This is a genomic window from Flavobacterium sp. 2 (assembly GCF_049949195.1).
GTDB lineage: Bacteria > Bacteroidota > Bacteroidia > Flavobacteriales > Flavobacteriaceae > Flavobacterium.
Window position 1 is genome coordinate 1663797 of sequence record NZ_CP188206.1, and the last position, 20072, is coordinate 1683868.

At 35.0% G+C, this 20072-nt stretch carries 23 protein-coding genes and 1 tRNA gene; 14 read left to right on the forward strand and 10 right to left on the reverse strand.

All coding sequences use genetic code 11. From position 1 onward, the window contains the following. Positions 1 to 9: 9 nt before the first annotated feature. The 14 genes from ACNFIH_RS07090 (at position 10) to ACNFIH_RS07155 (ending at position 12976) form a co-directional block, all read left to right on the forward strand. Positions 10 to 456, forward strand: coding sequence for a GNAT family N-acetyltransferase (locus tag ACNFIH_RS07090; protein WP_426486071.1), 447 nt, complete (start codon positions 10 to 12; stop codon positions 454 to 456). A gap of 2 nt (positions 457 to 458) precedes the next feature. Then, a complete protein-coding gene (locus tag ACNFIH_RS07095; RefSeq protein WP_426486072.1) occupies positions 459 to 2072 on the forward strand; it encodes a glycoside hydrolase family 3 protein in 1614 nt (537 codons plus the stop codon). A gap of 125 nt (positions 2073 to 2197) precedes the next feature. Then, positions 2198 to 2836 (forward strand): peroxiredoxin, encoded by a 639-nt coding sequence (locus ACNFIH_RS07100; RefSeq protein WP_426486073.1) that lies wholly within the window; start codon positions 2198 to 2200, stop codon positions 2834 to 2836. A gap of 231 nt (positions 2837 to 3067) precedes the next feature. Next, positions 3068 to 3376, forward strand: coding sequence for a thioredoxin family protein (locus tag ACNFIH_RS07105; protein WP_007805605.1), 309 nt, complete (start codon positions 3068 to 3070; stop codon positions 3374 to 3376). A gap of 110 nt (positions 3377 to 3486) precedes the next feature. Further along, positions 3487 to 3744, forward strand: a complete 258-nt coding sequence (locus ACNFIH_RS07110) for a DUF6952 family protein (protein WP_008462029.1) — start codon at positions 3487 to 3489, stop codon at positions 3742 to 3744. Positions 3745 to 4083: 339 nt separating this feature from the next. Then, positions 4084 to 4581, forward strand: a complete 498-nt coding sequence (gene tpx / locus ACNFIH_RS07115) for a thiol peroxidase (RefSeq protein WP_426486074.1) — start codon at positions 4084 to 4086, stop codon at positions 4579 to 4581. A gap of 13 nt (positions 4582 to 4594) precedes the next feature. After that, on the forward strand, positions 4595 to 4969 hold the full coding sequence (locus tag ACNFIH_RS07120; protein ID WP_012024181.1) for a diacylglycerol kinase: 375 nt from the start codon (positions 4595 to 4597) through the stop codon (positions 4967 to 4969). Between the two features lie 15 nt (positions 4970 to 4984). Then, positions 4985 to 7450, forward strand: coding sequence for a DNA translocase FtsK (locus ACNFIH_RS07125; RefSeq protein ID WP_426486075.1), 2466 nt, complete (start codon positions 4985 to 4987; stop codon positions 7448 to 7450). A 7-nt stretch (positions 7451 to 7457) separates the two neighbouring features. Further along, positions 7458 to 8150 (forward strand): LolA family protein, encoded by a 693-nt coding sequence (locus ACNFIH_RS07130; protein ID WP_426486076.1) that lies wholly within the window; start codon positions 7458 to 7460, stop codon positions 8148 to 8150. Between the two features lie 7 nt (positions 8151 to 8157). Beyond that, a complete protein-coding gene (locus tag ACNFIH_RS07135) occupies positions 8158 to 9609 on the forward strand; it encodes an LptF/LptG family permease (RefSeq protein WP_035649276.1) in 1452 nt (483 codons plus the stop codon). 5 nt (positions 9610 to 9614) lie between these two features. Continuing rightward, entirely contained in the window at positions 9615 to 10745 is a 1131-nt protein-coding gene (gene ribB, locus ACNFIH_RS07140) for a 3,4-dihydroxy-2-butanone-4-phosphate synthase (protein WP_426486077.1), read from the forward strand. A gap of 3 nt (positions 10746 to 10748) precedes the next feature. Beyond that, positions 10749 to 11147 (forward strand): acyl-CoA thioesterase, encoded by a 399-nt coding sequence (locus ACNFIH_RS07145; RefSeq protein WP_035649282.1) that lies wholly within the window; start codon positions 10749 to 10751, stop codon positions 11145 to 11147. Between the two features lie 139 nt (positions 11148 to 11286). Continuing rightward, positions 11287 to 11371: transfer RNA gene (locus tag ACNFIH_RS07150), tRNA-Ser, on the forward strand. A 291-nt stretch (positions 11372 to 11662) separates the two neighbouring features. Continuing rightward, on the forward strand, positions 11663 to 12976 hold the full coding sequence (locus ACNFIH_RS07155; protein WP_426486078.1) for a site-specific integrase: 1314 nt from the start codon (positions 11663 to 11665) through the stop codon (positions 12974 to 12976). 45 nt (positions 12977 to 13021) lie between these two features. Here the strand turns inward: ACNFIH_RS07155 and ACNFIH_RS07160 are convergent, their stop codons facing one another. Genes ACNFIH_RS07160 through traJ form a run of 10 tightly spaced genes read right to left on the reverse strand, consistent with a single transcriptional unit; the run spans position 13022 to position 20069 of the window. Then, the gene (locus ACNFIH_RS07160) at positions 13022 to 13339 is read right to left on the reverse strand and encodes a hypothetical protein (protein ID WP_426486079.1); all 318 of its coding nucleotides are present in this window, start codon (positions 13337 to 13339) and stop codon (positions 13022 to 13024) included. Beyond that, entirely contained in the window at positions 13326 to 13601 is a 276-nt protein-coding gene (locus ACNFIH_RS07165; RefSeq protein ID WP_426486080.1) for a DNA-binding protein, read from the reverse strand. Before ACNFIH_RS07165 ends, ACNFIH_RS07160 begins: the two co-directional genes overlap by 14 nt. A gap of 18 nt (positions 13602 to 13619) precedes the next feature. Further along, complete coding sequence (locus ACNFIH_RS07170; protein WP_426486081.1) at positions 13620 to 13901, reverse strand: hypothetical protein; 282 nt, start codon at positions 13899 to 13901, stop codon at positions 13620 to 13622. 22 nt (positions 13902 to 13923) lie between these two features. Further along, positions 13924 to 14955, reverse strand: a complete 1032-nt coding sequence (locus tag ACNFIH_RS07175; RefSeq protein ID WP_426486082.1) for a hypothetical protein — start codon at positions 14953 to 14955, stop codon at positions 13924 to 13926. Between the two features lie 25 nt (positions 14956 to 14980). Further along, a complete protein-coding gene (locus tag ACNFIH_RS07180) occupies positions 14981 to 15769 on the reverse strand; it encodes a hypothetical protein (protein ID WP_426486083.1) in 789 nt (262 codons plus the stop codon). 28 nt (positions 15770 to 15797) lie between these two features. Further along, positions 15798 to 16646: a conjugative transposon protein TraN gene (gene traN, locus ACNFIH_RS07185; RefSeq protein ID WP_426486084.1), complete on the reverse strand. Its 849-nt coding sequence runs from the start codon at positions 16644 to 16646 to the stop codon at positions 15798 to 15800. Between the two features lie 11 nt (positions 16647 to 16657). Then, positions 16658 to 17950 carry a conjugative transposon protein TraM gene (gene traM, locus ACNFIH_RS07190; protein WP_426486085.1) on the reverse strand — a complete coding sequence of 431 codons (1293 nt, stop codon included), beginning with the start codon at positions 17948 to 17950 and terminating at the stop codon, positions 16658 to 16660. Between the two features lie 4 nt (positions 17951 to 17954). Then, entirely contained in the window at positions 17955 to 18221 is a 267-nt protein-coding gene (locus ACNFIH_RS07195; protein WP_426486086.1) for a hypothetical protein, read from the reverse strand. A gap of 6 nt (positions 18222 to 18227) precedes the next feature. Beyond that, positions 18228 to 18848: a conjugative transposon protein TraK gene (gene traK, locus ACNFIH_RS07200; protein ID WP_426486087.1), complete on the reverse strand. Its 621-nt coding sequence runs from the start codon at positions 18846 to 18848 to the stop codon at positions 18228 to 18230. A gap of 18 nt (positions 18849 to 18866) precedes the next feature. Continuing rightward, a complete protein-coding gene (gene traJ / locus ACNFIH_RS07205; RefSeq protein ID WP_426486088.1) occupies positions 18867 to 20069 on the reverse strand; it encodes a conjugative transposon protein TraJ in 1203 nt (400 codons plus the stop codon). Positions 20070 to 20072: the final 3 nt, after the last annotated feature.

The following is a 20072-nucleotide window of genomic DNA, read 5'->3' on the forward strand; positions in this document are numbered from 1 at the left end:
AAGCATATCATGGCCTTAAAAAGAACAAACTCAGATGATACCGACTTTATAAATCTCGTTGCTTTATTAGATAAAGATCTGGCAATTAGAGACGGAGATGATCATGCGTTTTACAATCAGTTTAATAAAACCGATAAAATAAAACATACGATTGTTTATTACGAAAATGACATTCCTGTTGGTTGCGGCGCTTTTCGCGAAAAAGAAAGCGATAAAACCGAAATCAAAAGAATGTATGTTCATCCTGATTTTCGAAAAAAAGGAATTGCATCAAAAATTTTAGTCGAATTGGAAATCTGGGCCAAAGAAGTAGGTTATACTTACACTATTTTAGAAACCGGAAAAAACCAACCAGAAGCCATCAACTTATATCAAAAATTAAATTATACCATAATTCCAAATTATCCACCTTATGAAAAGATGGATAATAGTGTCTGTATGAAAAAGACTTTATAATAATGAAAATTACTGCCGAAGCATTACGCCAAAAAGTGGGACAATTCTTTTTTCCTGCTGTTTTTATAAACGATACCGAAGAAAATATTCAGGAAACCGAACGTTTAATCAAAGAACATAATATTGGCGGACTGACCTTTTTTCACAGTCGTGCGAGCGCTGCTACGAATTACGAAAGCAAGAAAAAAGTTGTTTTCAATGATGATAGTTATGAAAAAATCAAAGCATTAATTGTTCGTTATCAAAAGGCTGCTTCTACTCCACTTTTAATCAGTATTGATGCAGAATGGGGTTTGGCCATGCGAATCGAAAAAACACCGCAATATCCATACGCAATTACGCTTGGCGCTTTGCCAGAAAACAAGTCGAATTTAGTTTTTGAAGTTGGAAAACAAATCGGATTGGATTTAAAAGCAGCCGGAATTCAGTATAATTTATCGCCTTTGGCAGACATCAACAATAACCCGAATAACCCCGTTATTGGTTATCGTTCTTTTGGTGAAAACAAAGAAAAAGTAGCCGATTTTTCTGTTGAATATCTAAAAGGAATGTCGGAAGTTGGTGTTTTAGGCTGTCTGAAACATTTTCCTGGACACGGAAATACCAATGTTGATTCGCATTTAGGATTACCAGTTTTAAAGGAAACTTTGGAAGAATTAATGGAAAATGAATTATATCCATTTATAAAAGGAATTGAAAATAATGTCGATTCGATTATGATTGGACATTTGGCAGTTCCGAGTTTAAATGACGGAAAAGATACGTCGGCAACTTTATCAAAAGCTGTTATTCAAGATTTATTGCGTGATAAATTAGGTTATGACGGTTTGGTAATTTCTGATGCTTTAAACATGCACAGCGTTTCTAAACTGTACGAAACTAAAGGTCATTTAGAATGGGAAGCTTTCAACGCTGGAAACGATGTTTTATGCTTCGCCGAAAATGTTCCGGAAGGAATTGAAGAAATTCTGAAAAATGCTTCGCCAGAACGCATCGAGGAAAGCTTTAACCGAATCATGAAAGCAAAAGAAAAAGCCGGGATTCTTTCTGGAAACACTTCTGCTTCGGGCGAATTAGATTTCAAAAAAACATCAGAATTAAATCTTGAAGTTGCTCAAAATTCAATTACTAAAATCATTGATAATTCAAATTCAGAATTGGCTTTTGAAGCACAGAAAAACAATAAACTTGCCAAACTGAGTTTATATAAAAATACCGAAAACACTTTCTTTAAAACGCTAAATTCAAAATTAGAATCTCCGGAATTTGCTTTTGAAAATTTAGAGATTTCAGATATTTCATCCATCAAAAAAGAATTAGAAAATTTCGAAACTATTATCATTTCATTATTTGTTCCAAAGGCAAAACCAATGAACAATTTCGAAATTGACAACGAAGTTTTAGAATTGCATTCTGATTTACTTCAATCCAAAAAATGTATCGTTTACGTTTTCGGAAATCCATATGTTTTACCAATAATTCCGAATCTTAAAAAGGCTTCAGGATTAATTCAGGCGTATCAGGATTTTGAGGAATTTCAGAAAACTGCAGGAATTCAATTTTTAGAAAAAATTTCTCCAAACGGAATTCTTCCAGTAAATATTGATATCCAATAAGTTAAAACTTTAAATAGTCAAAATTTATCAACTTATAAATTTTTATAATCACATCTTATTGTAAGTACCTGTACTTATGCCCTACTTTTGCACCAGAAATAAATTTTTAACGTAAAACGAAAAATATGTCTTTAGTAGGAAAAAAATTCCCAAGTATTGCAGTAGATGCTATCTCAGAAATGGGTGACAATTTAAAAATCAACATTTTTGAAGAAGCAGTAAACAACAAAAAAAAAGTATTATTGTTTTGGTACCCAAAAGATTTCACTTTTGTTTGCCCAACTGAATTACACGCCTTTCAAGCTGCATTACCAGAATTCGAAAAAAGAAATACTATCGTAATTGGTGCTTCTTGCGATACTAACGAAGTTCACTTTGCTTGGTTAAACACACCAAAAAACAATGGTGGAATTGAAGGTGTAACTTACCCAATCTTAGCGGATACAAACCGTAACTTATCTAACATTTTAGGAATTTTAGATATTGATTCTACAGAGTACAGCGAAGAAACAGATTCAGTTATCATCGAAGGTTCAAACGTAACTTTCAGAGCTACTTACCTAATTGACGAAACTGGAAAAATTTTCCACGAAAGTGTAAACGATATGCCATTAGGACGTAACGTAAACGAATACTTAAGAATGGTTGACGCTTACACACACATCCAAACTAAAGGTGAAGTTTGTCCTGCAAACTGGGAAGCTGGTAAAGAAGCAATGTCTGCAGACAGACTAAGTACTGCTGAATACTTAAGCGCTAACTAAGCTGCTAAGATACTAAGATACTAAGGTTCTAAGTTGCTAAGTTTTTTAGCTTAACTTTTGAATCTTACATACAATTCTACAATAAAAAGTCAAGAGATTCTAAGATTAAACTTAGATCTTAGAATCTCAACGACTTAAAAAAAATCAAATAAATCCACACAAAGTTATTCGGTTCGAGAGCAAACTTAGCATCTTAGAACCTTAGCAACTTAGTGTCTTAAAAATAAAACTATGTTAATCGACTTAAACGAAGATACGTTAGCAGATTTAGTTGCTAAAAATGAAAAAGTAGTAGTACAATATTCAGCTTCATGGTGTGGAAATTGCCGTATTATGAAACCAAAATTCAAAAAATTAGCAACAGAAAATGAAGCTATCACTTTTGTTTTGGTTGATGCAGAAAATTCTCCTGAATCAAGAAAATTAGCTAATGTGAGCAATTTGCCAACTTTTGCAACTTTCGTAAACGGACAATTAGTTGGCGAAACGCAGACTAACAAACAAGAAGTTTTAATCGATCTTGTAAACGCAATTGCTTAAATTTAGATCGTTAGACTGGCTTAGATTTTTAGACTTCTTAGATGTTTTAAAAATTTTAAAGTAAAGTCTAAGAAGTCTAAGAATGTCTAAAAATCTAAGAAGTCTAAATTATGAAATTACCAGTAATAAAGCATTTAACGCAATTCATAGAAGAAAACGATCAGGATTATATCATTGAAACGATCGAAGTCTTGGAAGCTATGACGGAAATTCCTTCTCTAAAAGATGAAGAATTAGACGTAATTGGCGAATTGATTTCAAATATGTATGGCGCACTTGAAGTACAAAAACTTGTAGCTCAAGGAACAGATAAAAAAGAAGCTTTGAATACGTTTATGAAACGTGTTTTAGGTTCAATCGATAAATAAATCGGCCTCTTTTTCAAATAAAAAACAAAAAAACATGACTGAGAAAGCGTTTCTAATTTTAGGGACGCTTTTTTTGTATTGTGGTAAATGGCATGCGAATGACATGGATTCACTTCGTGAAGTCGCGGATTTTAACGGATTTTTTTTTCGTACGTAACCATAAAAAAATCCGTTAAAATCGGCGTTTTTGCGCAAGCAAATCTGTGTCATCCGCGTACAATCTTTAGGCAAACTAAGATAAAAATCCATCTCCTTAATCTCTCCTTAAACCCATAACAAATACTTTTAGATTCAAATATTAATCCTTACTTTTGAACCTCATTAATTTAAACAAAAATCATGGCTTCAATAACTTTAGGAGGAAATCCAGTTCATACATCAGGCGAATTACCAGCAGTTGGATCACAATTAGCTGATTTCAAATTAGTACAAAACGATTTATCAGTTGCTTCATTAAGCAATTTCGCTGGTAAAAAATTAGTTTTAAATATCTTCCCAAGTGTTGATACAGGAACTTGTGCAACATCTGTTAGAAAATTCAATGCAAGCGCAAGCGGATTAGAAAACACTACTGTTTTATGTATTTCAAGAGATTTACCTTTTGCTCAAAAACGTTTTTGCGGTGCTGAGGGTTTAGAAAATGTAGTAAACTTATCAGATTTCCAAACTGGTGCATTCGGTAAAGCAAACGGATTAGAAATCACTGACGGACCATTAGCAGGTTTACACTCAAGAGCAATCATTGTTGTTGATGCTGACGGAAAAGTTCTTCATACAGAACAAGTAGCAGAAATTGCAAACGAACCAAATTACGAAGCAGCTTTAGCAGCACTATAATATTTTCCAATAAATGGAGTTTCAAAAAGATAATACATTTGTTACAGGTCGCTTAAAAAGTGTTACGTATGCTTTTAAAGGAGCTGTAAAATTGATTAAAACAGAACACAGCGTTATGGTTCAATTCTCATTGGGAATTATCATGACCATAGCTGGTTTTTATTTTCATATTTCACAAACCGAATGGCTTTGCCAGACATTGGCGATTGGCTTAGTTTTAAGTGTTGAAGGATTGAATACAGCAGTTGAAAAAATTGCCGATTTTATTCATCCAGATTATAGCAGACGAATCGGTTTTATTAAAGATATTGCTGCCGGAGCGGTATTTTTTGCAGCAATGACAGCAATAGCGATTGGCTTAATTATTTATATCCCAAAATTTATATAGGCAAGGAACGCAAGAATGGCAAAAACAAAAAAAGAAACTGCAGAGAAAAAAACCGAATCAAAAGTCGAGAGCATTAGGTCTTGGAAATTAACCAAACAACAAAAGTTTGTTTTGGGATGCCTTTTGGTACTCTTTTCAATCGCATTATTGGTTGCGTTTATTTCGTTTTACGTTAACGGACAATGGCAGACAGACCAAAGTGCTGTCAACAGTCTTGGTGACCGAGACGAAGTAGTACAGAACTGGCTCGGAAAATTCGGAGCTTTTCTTGCTGATCTTATTGTTTACAGAGGATTCGGAATTGCTTCTTTTATTTTTGTCCGTTTATTTTTCTTAACTGGATTGTTTTTAGCATTGGAACTTTCGACCAAAAAATTAAAAAATACCTGGTTTTGGGATTTATTTGCTATGATTGTTGTTTCTGTTCTTTTTGGTTTTTTCGCTACATCGGCACCAGAATTAGGAGGTACAATTGGTTATGAATTGAATCTTTTTCTTCAAGATTACATCGGAAAAACAGGAACTTTACTTAGCTTGCTTTTTGGACTAATCGTTTATTTGATTTTCAAAATAAAAGTATCTCCTGAAAAAATTCAGTCTTATTTTGATTCAACTAAAAAGGAATTCAATTCAGAATTAGAATCTATAAAACCAATTCAACAACAACCACTACAACCTGAAAGCGCTTATAATTTAGAAGAATTTGCAATTGAGGAAGAAGAAGATCCCGAATTGGATAACATTCACTTAAAAACAGTTGATTCTCAATTCGAAATCAATAAAGAAGCTTTAAAACCAACTATTAATCATTCGTCTGAAATTGATTTAAATCCGGTTTTAAAACCTGTTCAAATGAATATCAATCCTGCAACCATTGCAACTCCAGTTCATACTGAAGAGTTTGTAATTGAAAAAGCAGAAGAAGAAGATATTATTGAAGAAAATCTGGCTTCTCGCCTAGTTGCTGATTTTGGATTGTTTGACCCAACTTTGGATCTTTCGAATTACAAATTCCCAACCATCGATTTATTAAAAGAATATTCGACGGGCGGAATTACTATCAATCAGGAAGAATTAGAAGAAAATAAAAACAAAATTGTAGATACATTACGTAACTACAAAATTGAAATTGCCCAAATTAAAGCAACCGTTGGACCATCGGTAACTTTATATGAAATTGTACCGGAAGCCGGAATCAGAATTTCTAAAATTAAAAGTTTAGAAGATGATATTGCTTTGTCATTGTCAGCTTTAGGAATTCGTATTATTGCGCCAATTCCAGGAAAAGGGACAATTGGTATTGAAGTTCCGAACAAAAACCCAACTATGGTTTCTATGAAAAGCGTTATTGGAGCTGCAAAGTTTCAAGAAGCTGAAATGGAATTGCCAATTGCTTTAGGAAAAACAATTTCAAACGAAACTTTTGTTGTCGATTTAGCTAAAATGCCTCACTTATTGATGGCGGGTGCCACTGGACAAGGAAAATCGGTTGGATTAAATGCTGTACTGACTTCTCTTTTATACAAAAAACACCCAGCTGAAGTAAAATTTGTTTTAGTTGACCCGAAAAAAGTAGAGCTTACACTTTTCAATAAAATTGAAAGACATTATCTAGCCAAACTTCCTGATACCGAAGATGCTATTATTACAGATAATGCAAAAGTTGTCAATACTTTAAATTCACTTTGTACTGAAATGGACAATCGTTATTCTTTATTAAAAGATGCGATGGTGCGTAACATTAAAGAGTACAACGATAAATTCAAAGCAAGAAAATTAAATCCAGAAGCCGGTCACCGATTTTTACCATACATTGTTTTGGTTGTCGATGAGTTCGCCGATTTAATTATGACTGCAGGAAAAGAAGTCGAAATTCCGATTGCGCGTTTGGCTCAGCTTGCGCGTGCTATTGGTATTCACTTGATTATTGCTACACAAAGACCTTCTGTAAACGTAATTACAGGTTTGATTAAAGCAAATTTCCCTGCCAGAATTGCCTTTAGAGTAACTTCAAAAATTGACTCTAGAACAATTTTGGACACACAAGGTGCAGATCAATTGATTGGACGAGGAGATTTATTATACACAAATGGAAACGATGTTGTGCGTGTACAGTGCGCATTTATTGACACTCCTGAAGTTGAAAAAATTACAGATTTTATTGGCGGACAAAAAGCTTATGCCACAGCATATTTGCTTCCGGAGTTCATTGGAGAAGAAAGTGGCATCAATCTTGATATAGATATTTCCGAAAGAGACACCTTATTTAGAGAAGCTGCAGAGATTATTGTCAATGCACAGCAAGGTTCTGCTTCATTACTGCAGAGAAAATTAAAATTAGGCTACAACAGAGCCGGGCGATTGATTGATCAATTGGAAGCAGCCGGAATTGTTGGTCCTTTTGAAGGCAGTAAAGCTAGAAGCGTGAACATTTTAGATTTAAGTGCTCTTGATCAATTTTTTAATAATGAACAAAATTAACCCCATCATGAAAACGAAAATTCAGGAAATCAGAAACAATTCTATCACTAACATGACTAAAAAGTGTTTTCAAATAGCCGCAATATTGCTTTTGAGCTTCACTTCAACTCAGGCTCAGGATAAAAAAGCCAAAGATTTATTGAACGAAGTAACGACTAAAATAAAAAGTTACGACAACATTGTTATCGATTTTAAATACTCTTTGAATAATGCTAAAGAAAACATTAATCAAGACAGTAAAGGAAATGTAACAATGAAAGGAAATCAATATGTTTTGAATTTCATGGGTGTTACTAAAATATTTGACGGGCAAAAAACCTACACGATAAACCCTGAAGACGAAGAAGTTACTATTTCTAAAGTAAATGAGAAAGATGACAATGCTATTACGCCTTCAAAAATGCTTACTTTTTTTAATTCTGGATACAAATACAACATGGATATTGTTCAGAATGTTAAAGGAAGAAAAATCCAATACATCAAATTAGTACCAACTAGCGGAAAAGACCAAAGAAAAGAAATTTTGTTAGGTGTTGATGTTCAGACAAAACACATTTACAATTTGATCGAAACTGGAAAAAACGGAACAAAAACAACTTTAACCGTTAATTCTTTTAAAACCAATCAGCCTTTATCAAAAAATCAATTTACCTTTGTAGCGAGCAAATATCCAAAATACTACATCAACAAATTAGATTAATTACGGGTTGAAAATTTTAGACAAATACTTACTAAAAACATTTCTGATTACGTTTACTACGGTATTCGTAATCCTTTTTTTTATATTCATACTTCAAACAGTATGGCTTTTTATCGCAGAACTTGCTGGTAAAGATCTTGACCTTATTCTGGTTGTGAAATTTTTACTATTCTCAATGCCGAGAATTATCCCGTTAGTTTTACCGCTATCTGTATTATTGGCCTCAATTATGAGTTTCGGAAACTTAGCCGAAAATTATGAATTTGCTGCTATGAAATCCTCTGGAATTTCACTTCAAAGAGCAATGCGAATTTTAATCGTATTTATTTGTGTTTTAAGTATTGTTGCCTTTTGGTTTGCCAATAATGTAATTCCGTACGCAGAGTATAAATTTGTTAATTTCCGAAAAAATATAGCACAGGCAAAACCTGCCATGGCAATTGCTGAAGGTCAGTTTAATGATGTTGGCACTTATAATATTAAGGTAAATAAAAAATCAGGCGAAAACGGAAACATCCTGACTGGCGTAACGATCCATGAGAAAAATAATAATGTCGGTGAAAACAAAACCGTTATTAAAGCTAAAAATGGTAAATTAATCAGTAATGAAAAATCCAGTATTTTGAAACTGGTTTTGAATGATGGTTATTATTATCAAGATGTTACACCAAAAAAATACGAAGACCGAGCTAAACTTCCATTTGTAAAAGCGGCCTTTAAAAAGCAAATCATCAATATTGATTTATCGGAACTGAATAAAGTTGATGAAGACAAAGAAAGTGTAAACAGCACAAACGGAATGCTGAATGTTAATGAATTACGCTACACACTGGACTCTTTGAATAAAAATCTGGATAATGAAATTATTTCTTTTTCAGAAAATATCAATCAACGCGTGGGAATCAAAAAAATCCCAATTCCAGTCAAAACCAATATAAAGAAAAAGCAATTACCTAACAATCTTTTATCATTATATAACAATAAGCAAAAATTAGATATTCTAAAAATGGCGAGCAGCAATGTAACCAGCAATGTTTATTCTATTGAAGCAACACAAAAAGATTTAAAAGATAAGCAACGTGAAATCAACAAACATCTCAGCGCATTATATGAGAAATTTGTGATTGCTTTCGCGTGTTTTTTAATGTTTTTTATTGGAGCACCATTAGGCGCGATTATCCGTAAAGGAGGATTAGGATTACCTATTGTATTTGCAGTATTAATTTTTATCACTTTCCACTTCATTAATACTTTTGGAAAAAGACTTTCGCAAGAAGGCGGTATGACTCCTTTTTTAGGATCATGGATGTCATCTTTTATATTATCCCCATTAGCCATTTTATTAACCTATCGTGCAACAAACGATAATGGTTTAATAAATTTTGACGCAATAACAACGCCAATATCACAACTATTTCAAAAAATTTCCGAGCGGTTTTTTACTGCTAAAAACAAATAATAATTATGTCAACAAAAATACAACTCAATACCATTGAAGAAGCTATAGAAGATATTCGTCAAGGTAAAGTTATCATTGTAGTCGATGATGAAGATCGTGAAAATGAAGGTGATTTTTTGGCTGCAGCTGAAAAAGTGACTCCTGAAATGATCAACTTTATGGCTACGCACGGACGTGGATTAATTTGTACACCACTGACAGAAAGTCGTTGTAAAGAACTTGATTTACGTGCCATGGTAACCAATAATACAGATCATATGGAAACTGCTTTTACAGTTTCTGTAGATTTAAAAGGCCACGGAGTTACAACAGGTATTTCTGCAGCAGACAGATCAAAGACGGTTCAAGCGTTAGTTGACGCCAATACAAAACCTCATGATTTAGCTCGTCCTGGACATATCTTCCCATTAATTGCAAAACAAGGTGGTGTTTTAAGAAGAACTGGACATACCGAAGCTGCAATTGATTTTGCAAGACTAGCGGGATTTAAACCTGCTGGCGTTATCTGCGAAATTTTGAATGAAGACGGAACAATGTCACGCTTGCCTCAACTTATTGAAGTAGCAAAAAAATTCAATTTAAAATTAGTTTCAATTGAAGATTTGGTCGCTTACCGAATGCAGCATGACAGTCTGATTGTTAAAAAAGAAGATTTTGATATTGAAACCCGTTTTGGAACTTTTAGACTGAGAGCTTACGAACAAACTACAAATAAACAAATCCATATTGCATTAACAAAAGGAACATGGAACTTAGGCGAACCTATTTTAACCCGGATCCACTCGTCACAAGTTAACAATGATTTGTTAGGTACTTTAACAAACAATGCCGAACAACAATTAGACGATATGTTTAAAGTGATTAATGAAAATGGCAAAGGAGCTATTATTTTTATTAATCAGGACATGACTGCAGTTAATTTATTAAATAGAATTTCTGAACTTAAAGCTTTACAATCAGACGGAACATTAAAAGCACCAAAAATAATTATCGATAGTAAAGATTACGGAATTGGAGCCCAAATTCTTCATGATATTGATATTTCAAAAATTAGATTAGTTTCAAATACACAGCAAACGAAACGTGTTGGAATGATAGGATACGGTTTGGAAATAACTGAGTACGTAAATTACTAATTCATGGGTACAATAGAAGAAAGAATTATAAAATCGGAAACAAGAATCTTTAAAGCCGTTTTCCCAAGTACTACCAATCATTACGATACTTTATTTGGAGGAACAGCGCTTCATCTAATGGATGAAGTTGCCTTTATTTGTGCGACACGTTTCAGTCGTAAAAAAGTTGTAACTATTTCGACTGGTCAAATTGATTTCAAAAAAGCAATTCCAGCCGGAACTTTAATCGAATTAGTCGCAAAAGTAATTAGTGTTGGAAGAACAAGTTGTAAAATTCATGTTGATATTTTCATGGAGCAAATGTATTCTGAGCTTCGTGAAACTGTAGTTTCAGGAACTTTTTCCTTTGTCGCCGTCGATGAAAACAAAAAACCGGTGCCAATTTTAGACGATTTAGAATAAAATTTTCAAAAAACTCATTTTGTAAACACTGATAACTAGATACTTGAAAATTACTTAAAAAAAACCTCGAAAAAAGTTTTTATAATCGGAAAACCGTCTTATATTTGCACTCGCAATCAGGAAATGATAGCAACATACTGGAGAAATGGCAGAGCGGTCGAATGCGGCAGTCTTGAAAACTGTTGACTGTAACAGGTCCGGGGGTTCGAATCCCTCTTTCTCCGCGAAGGCTCGAAAACAAAGGAAAAATAAGATTTTCAAAGTTTTCAAAAAAGGCCAAAAAGAGCGGTAAACCCTGCAAATCCAACGATTTGCAGGGTTTTTTCTTTTATACCGCTTTTCAATATTTATAAAATCGAACAAAAACTTTGTGGCGCATTCATGGCGCATTTTCAAAGTTCAAAGTTGCGCCACAAAATTTCATCTTAAGTCCCGACATCAAAGGGGTTAAGCACGTTTACATCTTGTTTAAATGAGGTTATAATTCTACATTTACTAATCTAATAAGTTGAATTATGCTAGAGAACAGCTTTGGGTTGATTTTCTTTTTGAAAGCACCCCGCCACAATGAGAGTAACATTAGAAGTGTCTATTTCAGGATAACCATTGACGGAATCCCGAAAGAAGCATCCACCAGACGCCAGTGGGACACTGAGCGATGGAACAAGAAAACCGAAAGAGCAACAGGCACAAAAGAAGATGCCAAGTCGCTGAACTTTTTTCTGGATTCACTCACTGCGAAAATCCATGAAATCAAATCCGAAATTATGTACACCGGAAAACCCATAACTTCCCAAAAGATCATGGACCATGTCATGGGAAGAATAACTCCCAGAGCCAGGGTACTGGAAGAATTTCAAAAACACAATGATGAAATGAAAGCCCTGATTGGCAACGGATATACAGAAGCGACACTGGAGAGATTCAATATCACTAAAAATCACGTAACGGCTTTCATTAAATTCAAATACAATACTGGTGACTTTGAATTTGCAGATTTAAATTTTGAATTCATAAAAGACTTTGAGTTCTATCTTCGCACAGTAAGGAAATGCGCAAATAATACCACACTTAAATACATTTCCAACTTCAAGAAAATTGTAATACGAGCCATCGATAAAGAAATCATTATCAAAGATCCATTTAAGAATTTTAAAGGAAAGAAAACTAAAATCGTAAAGAAGCCTATATCTGCAAATGAATTAGCTGAACTGGAAAGACGCGAATTTTCGACTGACAGGCTTAATACTGTGCGCGATATTTTTGTTTTCCAGTGTTACACAGGACTTGCTTATATTGATGCATTTCAGCTCCGGAAAGCTGACATAAAAGATGGCGTTGACGGAAATCAGTGGATTTTATCTGAGAGGCAGAAGACAAATTCTACGGCAAGAATCCCGCTTCTTCCAAAGGCGATCGAAATTCTTGAAAAATACAAAGATCATCCGGTTTGCATTAAACGCGGAACTGTACTGCCGGTTTCTTCTAATCAGAAAATGAATGAATACCTTAAAGAAATTGCTGCATTATGCGGTTTTCCATTCACACTCAATACACATATGGCACGTAGAACATTTGGAAGCACGGTAACATTGAACAATAATGTCCCAATCAATGTGGTAAAGGAAATGCTCGGACATTCATCTGTCAAACAGACAGAATCTTACGCTATTACAGAGCAGGCTACTATAGGCCGGGAAATGACATTGCTGAATAAAAGACTACACCCTGAAAAAACTGAAATGTCACAGGAAGATCTAACTGCACTGATCAGGCTTGAGAATGAATTAGAATTGATTAAAGAGAAATATAAGATACCATCCTCTTAGATTATAATCTCTAAAATAATTTGATATAAAAAGAAAAAGGTTATCTCAATTATGAGATAACCTTTTTTGATATAATTCAACTTCACTTCTATAACCTGGATGGTAAGAAGGCATATACTTAATATAGCCCAGATCCTGAAGCTGTTTGAAATATTTATGATAAGTGGGCAGTGTATTGATATGTGACAATAACATGAGCTTGCGACGGCTGACTTTAATTCTCTGCCTCTCTCCCTGCCTGTATCCCAAAGTTAGAATTGCTGTTAAAATAGCCAAATGCCAAACGTTGAGCTGCGGATCATCCATATAAATAGATAAGCAATCTATGACATGGTGTTCGGTTATATTATTAATTTGACTCATCTTTGAAAAGTTTTAGCAGATCTTCTTTATTGTAGTAGTATGAGCCAAGAACCTTTTTAAATCGGACTTTCTGTGTCATTCGAAGATTTTGAACCGAACCTGCAGAAATATCAAGCAGTTTCCTGACAGCTTTACTTTTTAACCACTCTGGATCTGAAGATTCTTTTTGTTGAGAATTCCTTTCTTTAAATATAGTCTGTATCTTATCCAGCAATAGAAGACCAAACTGCCTTAGATCTTCCTTTGTAACAATTTCTTCCATAACATCTTATTTATGATTCTAAATAAAGTAAATACTGCTCCTTCTATTTTTATTTTTCGTTGGAACATAAAATAGGTATCCATATTCATGCAATTCACGCATGCACTTATGATATGTCTTAGGTGACATTATTTTTGCAATCTTTTGAATTTCGATGCTGTATGCTTGTATTGGGTTTATAAAGCCTCTGTTTGCGCGAAATTGAAGCAGGGCAGCAAAAATTGCAATGTGAGTTGTACCTATTCTGAAGTCGTTGTCAATTGCCTGAAAAAATCCGGATAAAAGCTTTAGATTTTCCATAACTATGTAAGATATATAAACATCACATGTGATGCGACTTTTTTGCGGTCTGACTCTCAATATTCTGCTGTGGTTTTAGCAGCGGACTAATTTTACAGCCGTTTTTAATTTCTGTCAAACTAACTTTCTGCATCCTGTCGTTATAAAAAGTTAAGGTCTTAAAGCGTGGATTTGCTTCCAAAAAAACTTTCATTTCTCTGCCTTGAATCAGAAGCACTGCTTCTTCCCTCCTGCCTTTTTTCAAAGAATCGGCCAAGGATTCGAATGTCTCATGTCCATCATTTTTAAGAGGAATTGCTCTTAAAGCATTGCTGACGTTATATCCATACGCTTCCGGAAATTCATGCATCCGATAATTGTCATTAAGGTCTCTATCGTAGAAGTTAAACTGTTTCCAAGTTCCGCTCTTAAGAACTGCTCTTCCTGCAAGCATTTCGTATGCCTCTGCAGCATTAAAACTCTCAGATTTTTCATTCTTAAAGTAGTGCGTACTGCGGCTAGATGGCGACGAATCTGTATCTAGACTAGATCTGAATCCATCAAACTGGTAAGCCCCCTGCGGATCTTTTACAAATTGCAGTGAATGTTCAAGTCTTTCATTTTCTGAGATGTGATAAGAAACGGTAACAGAAAAATTTAACTGCTGTTCCTGCATATGCTCCAATACTTTGCCATAAGCCTCATGAAAACCGCTTTTTATAAGCTGTTCCTCTAAAGTCTTCTTGTTTAATTCCAGATCTCTAACATACTCACGTTTATCTATCCTTTCAAAAACAACAGCCCTAATCGCTTCATTTAAAAGCCGGTCAATGATATTGGGATAGACCTGACGCCTCAATTTATTATATTCATGCTTAAGAAATCTCAAAGTTATTTTTTCGTCTACTGCTTTAGTCTTTTTATATTTATAAAGCAGCATCTTAAAAAATTTCAGTTTCTCTATGCCAAAAGAGCGTTCTATCGATGGGCTGTTTTGAAATAAAAACTTTAATTTTTCTTCCTTGGACATCCACAATTTTATCTCGTTTTCTACTCTATTGTTTTCAGAAGTCATAACCAATTCTTATTACTGCAGAGCCTTAAACCGATCTGCCCGCTTTTTTTGAACGGGAGTTACTGTTCTTTTCCTTCTGAGAGGGCTCATCATCTTTATTATTCTGGCTGTTATCTTTCTGCTTTGACTCAGCCTTTTTTTCCTCCTTGCTTTCGCGATGATTAATTCGCTGTTTATCGCCGTCGTAGACATTCAAAGTTTTAAATTGCGGGTTTGCCTCTACGTACATCTTGCTTTCCACGCCCGCTACAACAAAAGTTACAGACTGGAGGTTTCCTTTTTTTAGCGAGTTTAAAAGATCTTCTTTGTACTTTGGAGTATTGAGTTCTTTAATTGAATGTTTCTCAAGACTTGCTTCCAGATCGTAACCGTAATTTTGGTGGTAGTGATCCAATTTGAAGTTTGAATTGCCGTCGCTTTGTTTGAAATTTAATTTCAGCCACGCGTTATAAACTTCACCCTCTTTTGTTTTCAGGTCTTTATTCACCGAGCGGCCTTCCATTAAATTATAAGCTTCTTTAAGGGTAATATTACTGCTGTTGTTGTTAATATAAAAAGTCTGTTCCAATCCTTGTTTGGAATCTTCTTTTTTAAGGTTTACATGATAGGAATTAAAAAAATACAAATCGCTTTGATCTGATTTTTTAAAATTCAACACTGCAGTCATGGAATCTGTTCCATAGACACCTTCCTTCATAATCTTAAATTCTGTTTCTCCTTTAAGCATTTTCTCCTTCAAGTCCTGGTCGAACGTTTCTCCAAAGCCGGTATATTTTAGCTGTTCTTTCAAGAATTCTAAATTTTTCTGATTCATGACAATTATTTTTTTAGTTATTACTCATTTATAAACTGTTTAGAACATCCAGATTTATTAGATCGTTATTCTTAACATCTATTTCTATATGCCTGCCCCCATTTTTTTCAATAAGCTGTATAGTGAGGTATTTCTTTTCGGGGATCGTAAACTTGGATACGGCATAAACTATATTCACTTCAGATTTGTCCGGAATTACAGAAGAGGCAGAAGTTGAGTACAGGGGTATTACCTCTATTTCCTGAGAGGCTGTTCGCTTTGATTTCTTGCGGTCCCTTATAAAAAACCTCAGCTGGTCTATCTCATAATTAATTTTTGAATTATTGCCCAGCATAAGCCTGAAGTACAATATATCCTGATGAATGAATATACCGGTAACATTCAGTTTCATTTCAAATCTTGAACGTTTTAGTCTTTCTAATTTTTTCTTTTTAGACAAAGCAAGGCTGGCATACTGCTCAATTTTCTTTTGATTGTCGTTCTCCATTGAAAACAAAATATTCCCACTTACAGCAGCTGTATTATCGGCTTTAATATTTAAATCAGGACAGGATTCATTATAGTTGAGAACAAATACATACAGCCTGTTATCAGCTGTCACTACAGTGAGGTTGGTCTGATTGAAATTCTCTTTTGCCGCTTTGACAAATAAAATATTCTCAACTCCTTTGGCTTTCTGCATTAAAACATCCGGACTTCCCTTGTCGATACTTTTAATAGCATATGGAAAAACGATACTGGTAGTTTTCAAATATCCTATGTGAAGATTTTTAAACTCTTGCTGATTCAAATCAATTTTATCATTCACAAACTGCGCATAGCCTGACAGCATTGTCAGCAAACAGTATAACATAAAAATCCAATTTCTAATTTTCATCTTTTAATTTTTTAATTATTCAAACTCTTTTGTTTCTCATCATACAGCAGTACCTGATAACCGGCTTTAACAACCACTTTAATCAGTTTCACTTTTTTACTCATCAGGCTTTTCGCCGCTTCAATTCCCATTCCTGCTGCCTGCGCTCCCCAGGAATCTGTAACTCCGGTCAGACCTAAGGTTTGAATAGAACGGTCAGCAGAAGCCTTGGCAACATCCCTGTTAATAGCACCAGGAATATAAATCCCGTCAATACCGTCCATATCATACACCGTTAATTCCACCGGATATATTGAATTTCGAAACTGAATGTTGTTGATTTTTACTTCCAGCCTCTCCCCTTTTAAAGATGCTATTCCGTATAAAAATGTATTTTTTGGAATCAAAGTACCTTGCAGAGATATATCACTGCTTAGTCTGAGCTTCATCACAGACCCGTTAACGATGGTCTGCGTCTCGTGGATCACTGCCTCTATTGAATTTTGCTGTTGCTCCTGCTCAAGATTTTCATTAGTTGTATAAAAGGAATTGCTCTTTAAAGAACTTGAGATAGAATTATCCTTCTGAAGCGATGTTGTGTTATCTTCTTCTTTTTTACGGTTAACCGTAAAAATTTTTCCTTTTTTATTATCAGAAGACTGTTTTAGTCTTTCCTGCACACGGGATGGATGCTGAATATCCAGTATATTCTCAAGCATTCCTCCCAACTGTTTGATTTCCGGGTCAGGTTCTTGGGATTCTCCCATTTTGCTCATCATTTGCTCTAAGTTCTTGACCTCATCAGAAATTCCTTTTGATGATCCGTAGTTTTCAAACTCTCTCATGTCCTGACCATAATTGTCAGTTATAGCAGGCTGACTAATTGCTTTTTGAAGTGCCTGCAGTTTTTGGTAAACTTTCTGCTCGTTCCTGTTTTGAAATGATGACGAATTAAAACCTGTTTTGCCTTTTTGAAATCGTTGAACTTCAAAATCCGTAGCTGAAAACTCTCCTATAGATTCTTGTACTATTTTTTGATTGGAATAATTAGGATCCTTTTTGATCTGTTCCTGAAGCTTAATAGAATCTACTGCTGCCTGATCATAATAACTCATTTTATCAAGTGCTGAATCTTCTTTAAATTTTGGAAGAGGCAGATTAAAATTAAATCCCTTTTTAATTTCATTTTTTCCTCCCATCGCTTCCATTCTACCTCCTCCCAAAGTGTAAAACAGAATAGTGATGAAAGGAAGTGTTATAAGGGGCAGAACCAAAAGCATTTTTCGCTTTTTGGATTCTTTGGGTGATATTGATTTATGTTCCATAATTTTACTTTTTAAAATTGATAGTTCTAATTTTTGAAATGACAGGTGTCTTTTGAGCGGTCGGAAAATCACTTTCTGAAAATGCTGTATAAATGTTATAGATAAAGTAACTTCCTGTTAGAATGGTAAATAAAATCAGAAGGCAGATAAGCTTTCTTCTGGAAAGACCATTTATCAGTACATCCATTTTCTGAACCCATTTTGTCTGTGCAGAATGATAATACCGGTGATACACAAAAGGCGTTTTCTGTTTTTGGAATAGTGATTTCATAGCCGTCTATTTTCTATTTTCAACCGTCAAATCTTTATTTTCGATGGTATTGAAGCGTTCGATTAAAAAGCCGTGGGGATTATTATCGCTCCTTGAAACATTGCGAAGAGACCCTTCTGTTACAAGGTTTCTTTTCAAAATACTGGTTGTTCGTATAATATTCTGTTTTGCAAAACATTTAAACCGGTACGGATATTCACGGGTATCAATCGCGATACTGTCAATCAGAATGGTCTGGCTGATATTGCCCGAGATAATTCCGGAGTAAAAGCCATTTTCTTTCAGGTCATCATAAATCCGTTTGGCACTGTCATCAGCCAGATAAAGCGCTTTTGTAACATTGGTTTTAATGACTTTATCATCGGGATCAAGGGTAAAGAAAAACTTGTGAAAGGTCTTTACATGATCCCTTGCTTCCACCGGTACATTATCTTTTCTCTCTGATGCGTAAGCTTCAAGCGCTTTTCCATTTGCCAGTATATATACCTTATCCTGCATCTGGGTTACCGACTCAAAACTTTTGTACAGCGTATAACAGCATATCATAATACATCCCACAATAACCAGCATCGTAAAGCCTCTGACATATCTAAAAGCAGTATCTATATTTTTCATTTTGGTAAACATGAGCAGTTTATTTTTTGATTATTTAGAATTCCCTTTAAGCCTGTCGCTCATATAGTTTCCTTTCTCTTCAAAATACGGAGCACTTCCGGTCGATGATGACATGCTTTGGGCCATCCGCCCTGCCGCATTTCCCATTGAATCCAGCACCATACCAGCTCCCATTGATGTTTTTGAAACTACTGAACTGGTTGAATTACTGAAAAGCCCGGTAACTTTCTGACCTAAGGCGCCTCCTCCGGCAGCATGGACTATATAGTTGGCAACCGATGGAACCGTAAAATACCCTATGATTCCGATAATCATAAAAATCAAGTAAGACATATCGGTCCTGCTAAAAAAGGTGTCCCCTGTTGCCTGCACCTGTGACAAATCCAGTTTTAGCATGAGTTCCTGAATTTTCCCAATGATGCTTCCAAAGATATTGGCAACAGGAAGCCAGAGATAAATATTGATATATCTTGCCAGCCATACCGTGAGTGTATGCTGAAAGCCATCAAAAACCGCTATTCCAAATACAAGAGGTCCAAGAATTGACAGCACCACCAGTTGAAACGTCCTGAGCGTATCAATGCACAATGCCGCAGCCTCAAACAAAACTCTGAGTACCTCACTCATAAATTCCTTGACAGAGTTTCGAAAATTATAGGAAGCTTTTTCCATTGCAAATTTTACATCGTTGCCGATTCCTGCCAGCATGCTCTCATCGGAAGGATCTTCATCATGGGTGTACTTATACCATTTATCCCGATCTCCGGTTCCCGCCTCCCCTACATACATCTTCCACGGATCAGTTTCTTTGATGGCTTTTTCTTTCTCTTTGAGAAGAACTGCAACCGCATTATTGGAACCAGTAACCATAGCGGCAGTTGCTGTAACTGTGGGTTTCATAACCCCGTTAATTAGCGCCAGTACTGATGGAAAAATCATAATGCAAAATCCGATTACAAAAGGCCTGAACAGCGGATAAAAATCAATCGGCTCGGCGTTGGCAATATGTCTCCATACTCTCGAAGCTATATACCAAATCGTTCCGAATCCGGCTATACCCTGCCCAACCGCTAAAAGATTACTGCATAACGGCATCATTTCATCATACAACTGTTCCAAAACAGAGTGAAGACTCTGCATATTATCTCCAAGCCCCTGTGCATGGATAAAAAAAGGCATTAAAAATGCGACGGTTATGAAAAGAACCGTTTTGCAAGATTTAAAAATGTTCATCGC

Bases quoted from the DNA above. Each gene is read 5' to 3' on its own strand.
- ACNFIH_RS07090 (WP_426486071.1), top strand. From the start codon at position 10: ATGGCCTTAAAAAGAACAAACTCAGATGATACCGACTTTATAAATCTC.
- ACNFIH_RS07095 (WP_426486072.1), top strand. From the start codon at position 459: ATGAAAATTACTGCCGAAGCATTACGCCAAAAAGTGGGACAATTCTTT.
- ACNFIH_RS07100 (WP_426486073.1), top strand. From the start codon at position 2,198: ATGTCTTTAGTAGGAAAAAAATTCCCAAGTATTGCAGTAGATGCTATC.
- ACNFIH_RS07105 (WP_007805605.1), top strand. From the start codon at position 3,068: ATGTTAATCGACTTAAACGAAGATACGTTAGCAGATTTAGTTGCTAAA.
- ACNFIH_RS07110 (WP_008462029.1), top strand. From the start codon at position 3,487: ATGAAATTACCAGTAATAAAGCATTTAACGCAATTCATAGAAGAAAAC.
- tpx (WP_426486074.1), top strand. From the start codon at position 4,084: ATGGCTTCAATAACTTTAGGAGGAAATCCAGTTCATACATCAGGCGAA.
- ACNFIH_RS07120 (WP_012024181.1), top strand. From the start codon at position 4,595: ATGGAGTTTCAAAAAGATAATACATTTGTTACAGGTCGCTTAAAAAGT.
- ACNFIH_RS07125 (WP_426486075.1), top strand. From the start codon at position 4,985: ATGGCAAAAACAAAAAAAGAAACTGCAGAGAAAAAAACCGAATCAAAA.
- ACNFIH_RS07130 (WP_426486076.1), top strand. From the start codon at position 7,458: ATGAAAACGAAAATTCAGGAAATCAGAAACAATTCTATCACTAACATG.
- ribB (WP_426486077.1), top strand. From the start codon at position 9,615: ATGTCAACAAAAATACAACTCAATACCATTGAAGAAGCTATAGAAGAT.
- ACNFIH_RS07145 (WP_035649282.1), top strand. From the start codon at position 10,749: ATGGGTACAATAGAAGAAAGAATTATAAAATCGGAAACAAGAATCTTT.
- ACNFIH_RS07155 (WP_426486078.1), top strand. From the start codon at position 11,663: ATGCTAGAGAACAGCTTTGGGTTGATTTTCTTTTTGAAAGCACCCCGC.
- ACNFIH_RS07160 (WP_426486079.1), bottom strand. From the start codon at position 13,339: ATGAGTCAAATTAATAATATAACCGAACACCATGTCATAGATTGCTTA.
- ACNFIH_RS07165 (WP_426486080.1), bottom strand. From the start codon at position 13,601: ATGGAAGAAATTGTTACAAAGGAAGATCTAAGGCAGTTTGGTCTTCTA.
- ACNFIH_RS07170 (WP_426486081.1), bottom strand. From the start codon at position 13,901: ATGGAAAATCTAAAGCTTTTATCCGGATTTTTTCAGGCAATTGACAAC.
- ACNFIH_RS07175 (WP_426486082.1), bottom strand. From the start codon at position 14,955: ATGACTTCTGAAAACAATAGAGTAGAAAACGAGATAAAATTGTGGATG.
- ACNFIH_RS07180 (WP_426486083.1), bottom strand. From the start codon at position 15,769: ATGAATCAGAAAAATTTAGAATTCTTGAAAGAACAGCTAAAATATACC.
- traN (WP_426486084.1), bottom strand. From the start codon at position 16,646: ATGAAAATTAGAAATTGGATTTTTATGTTATACTGTTTGCTGACAATG.
- traM (WP_426486085.1), bottom strand. From the start codon at position 17,950: ATGGAACATAAATCAATATCACCCAAAGAATCCAAAAAGCGAAAAATG.
- ACNFIH_RS07195 (WP_426486086.1), bottom strand. From the start codon at position 18,221: ATGAAATCACTATTCCAAAAACAGAAAACGCCTTTTGTGTATCACCGG.
- traK (WP_426486087.1), bottom strand. From the start codon at position 18,848: ATGTTTACCAAAATGAAAAATATAGATACTGCTTTTAGATATGTCAGA.
- traJ (WP_426486088.1), bottom strand. From the start codon at position 20,069: ATGAACATTTTTAAATCTTGCAAAACGGTTCTTTTCATAACCGTCGCA.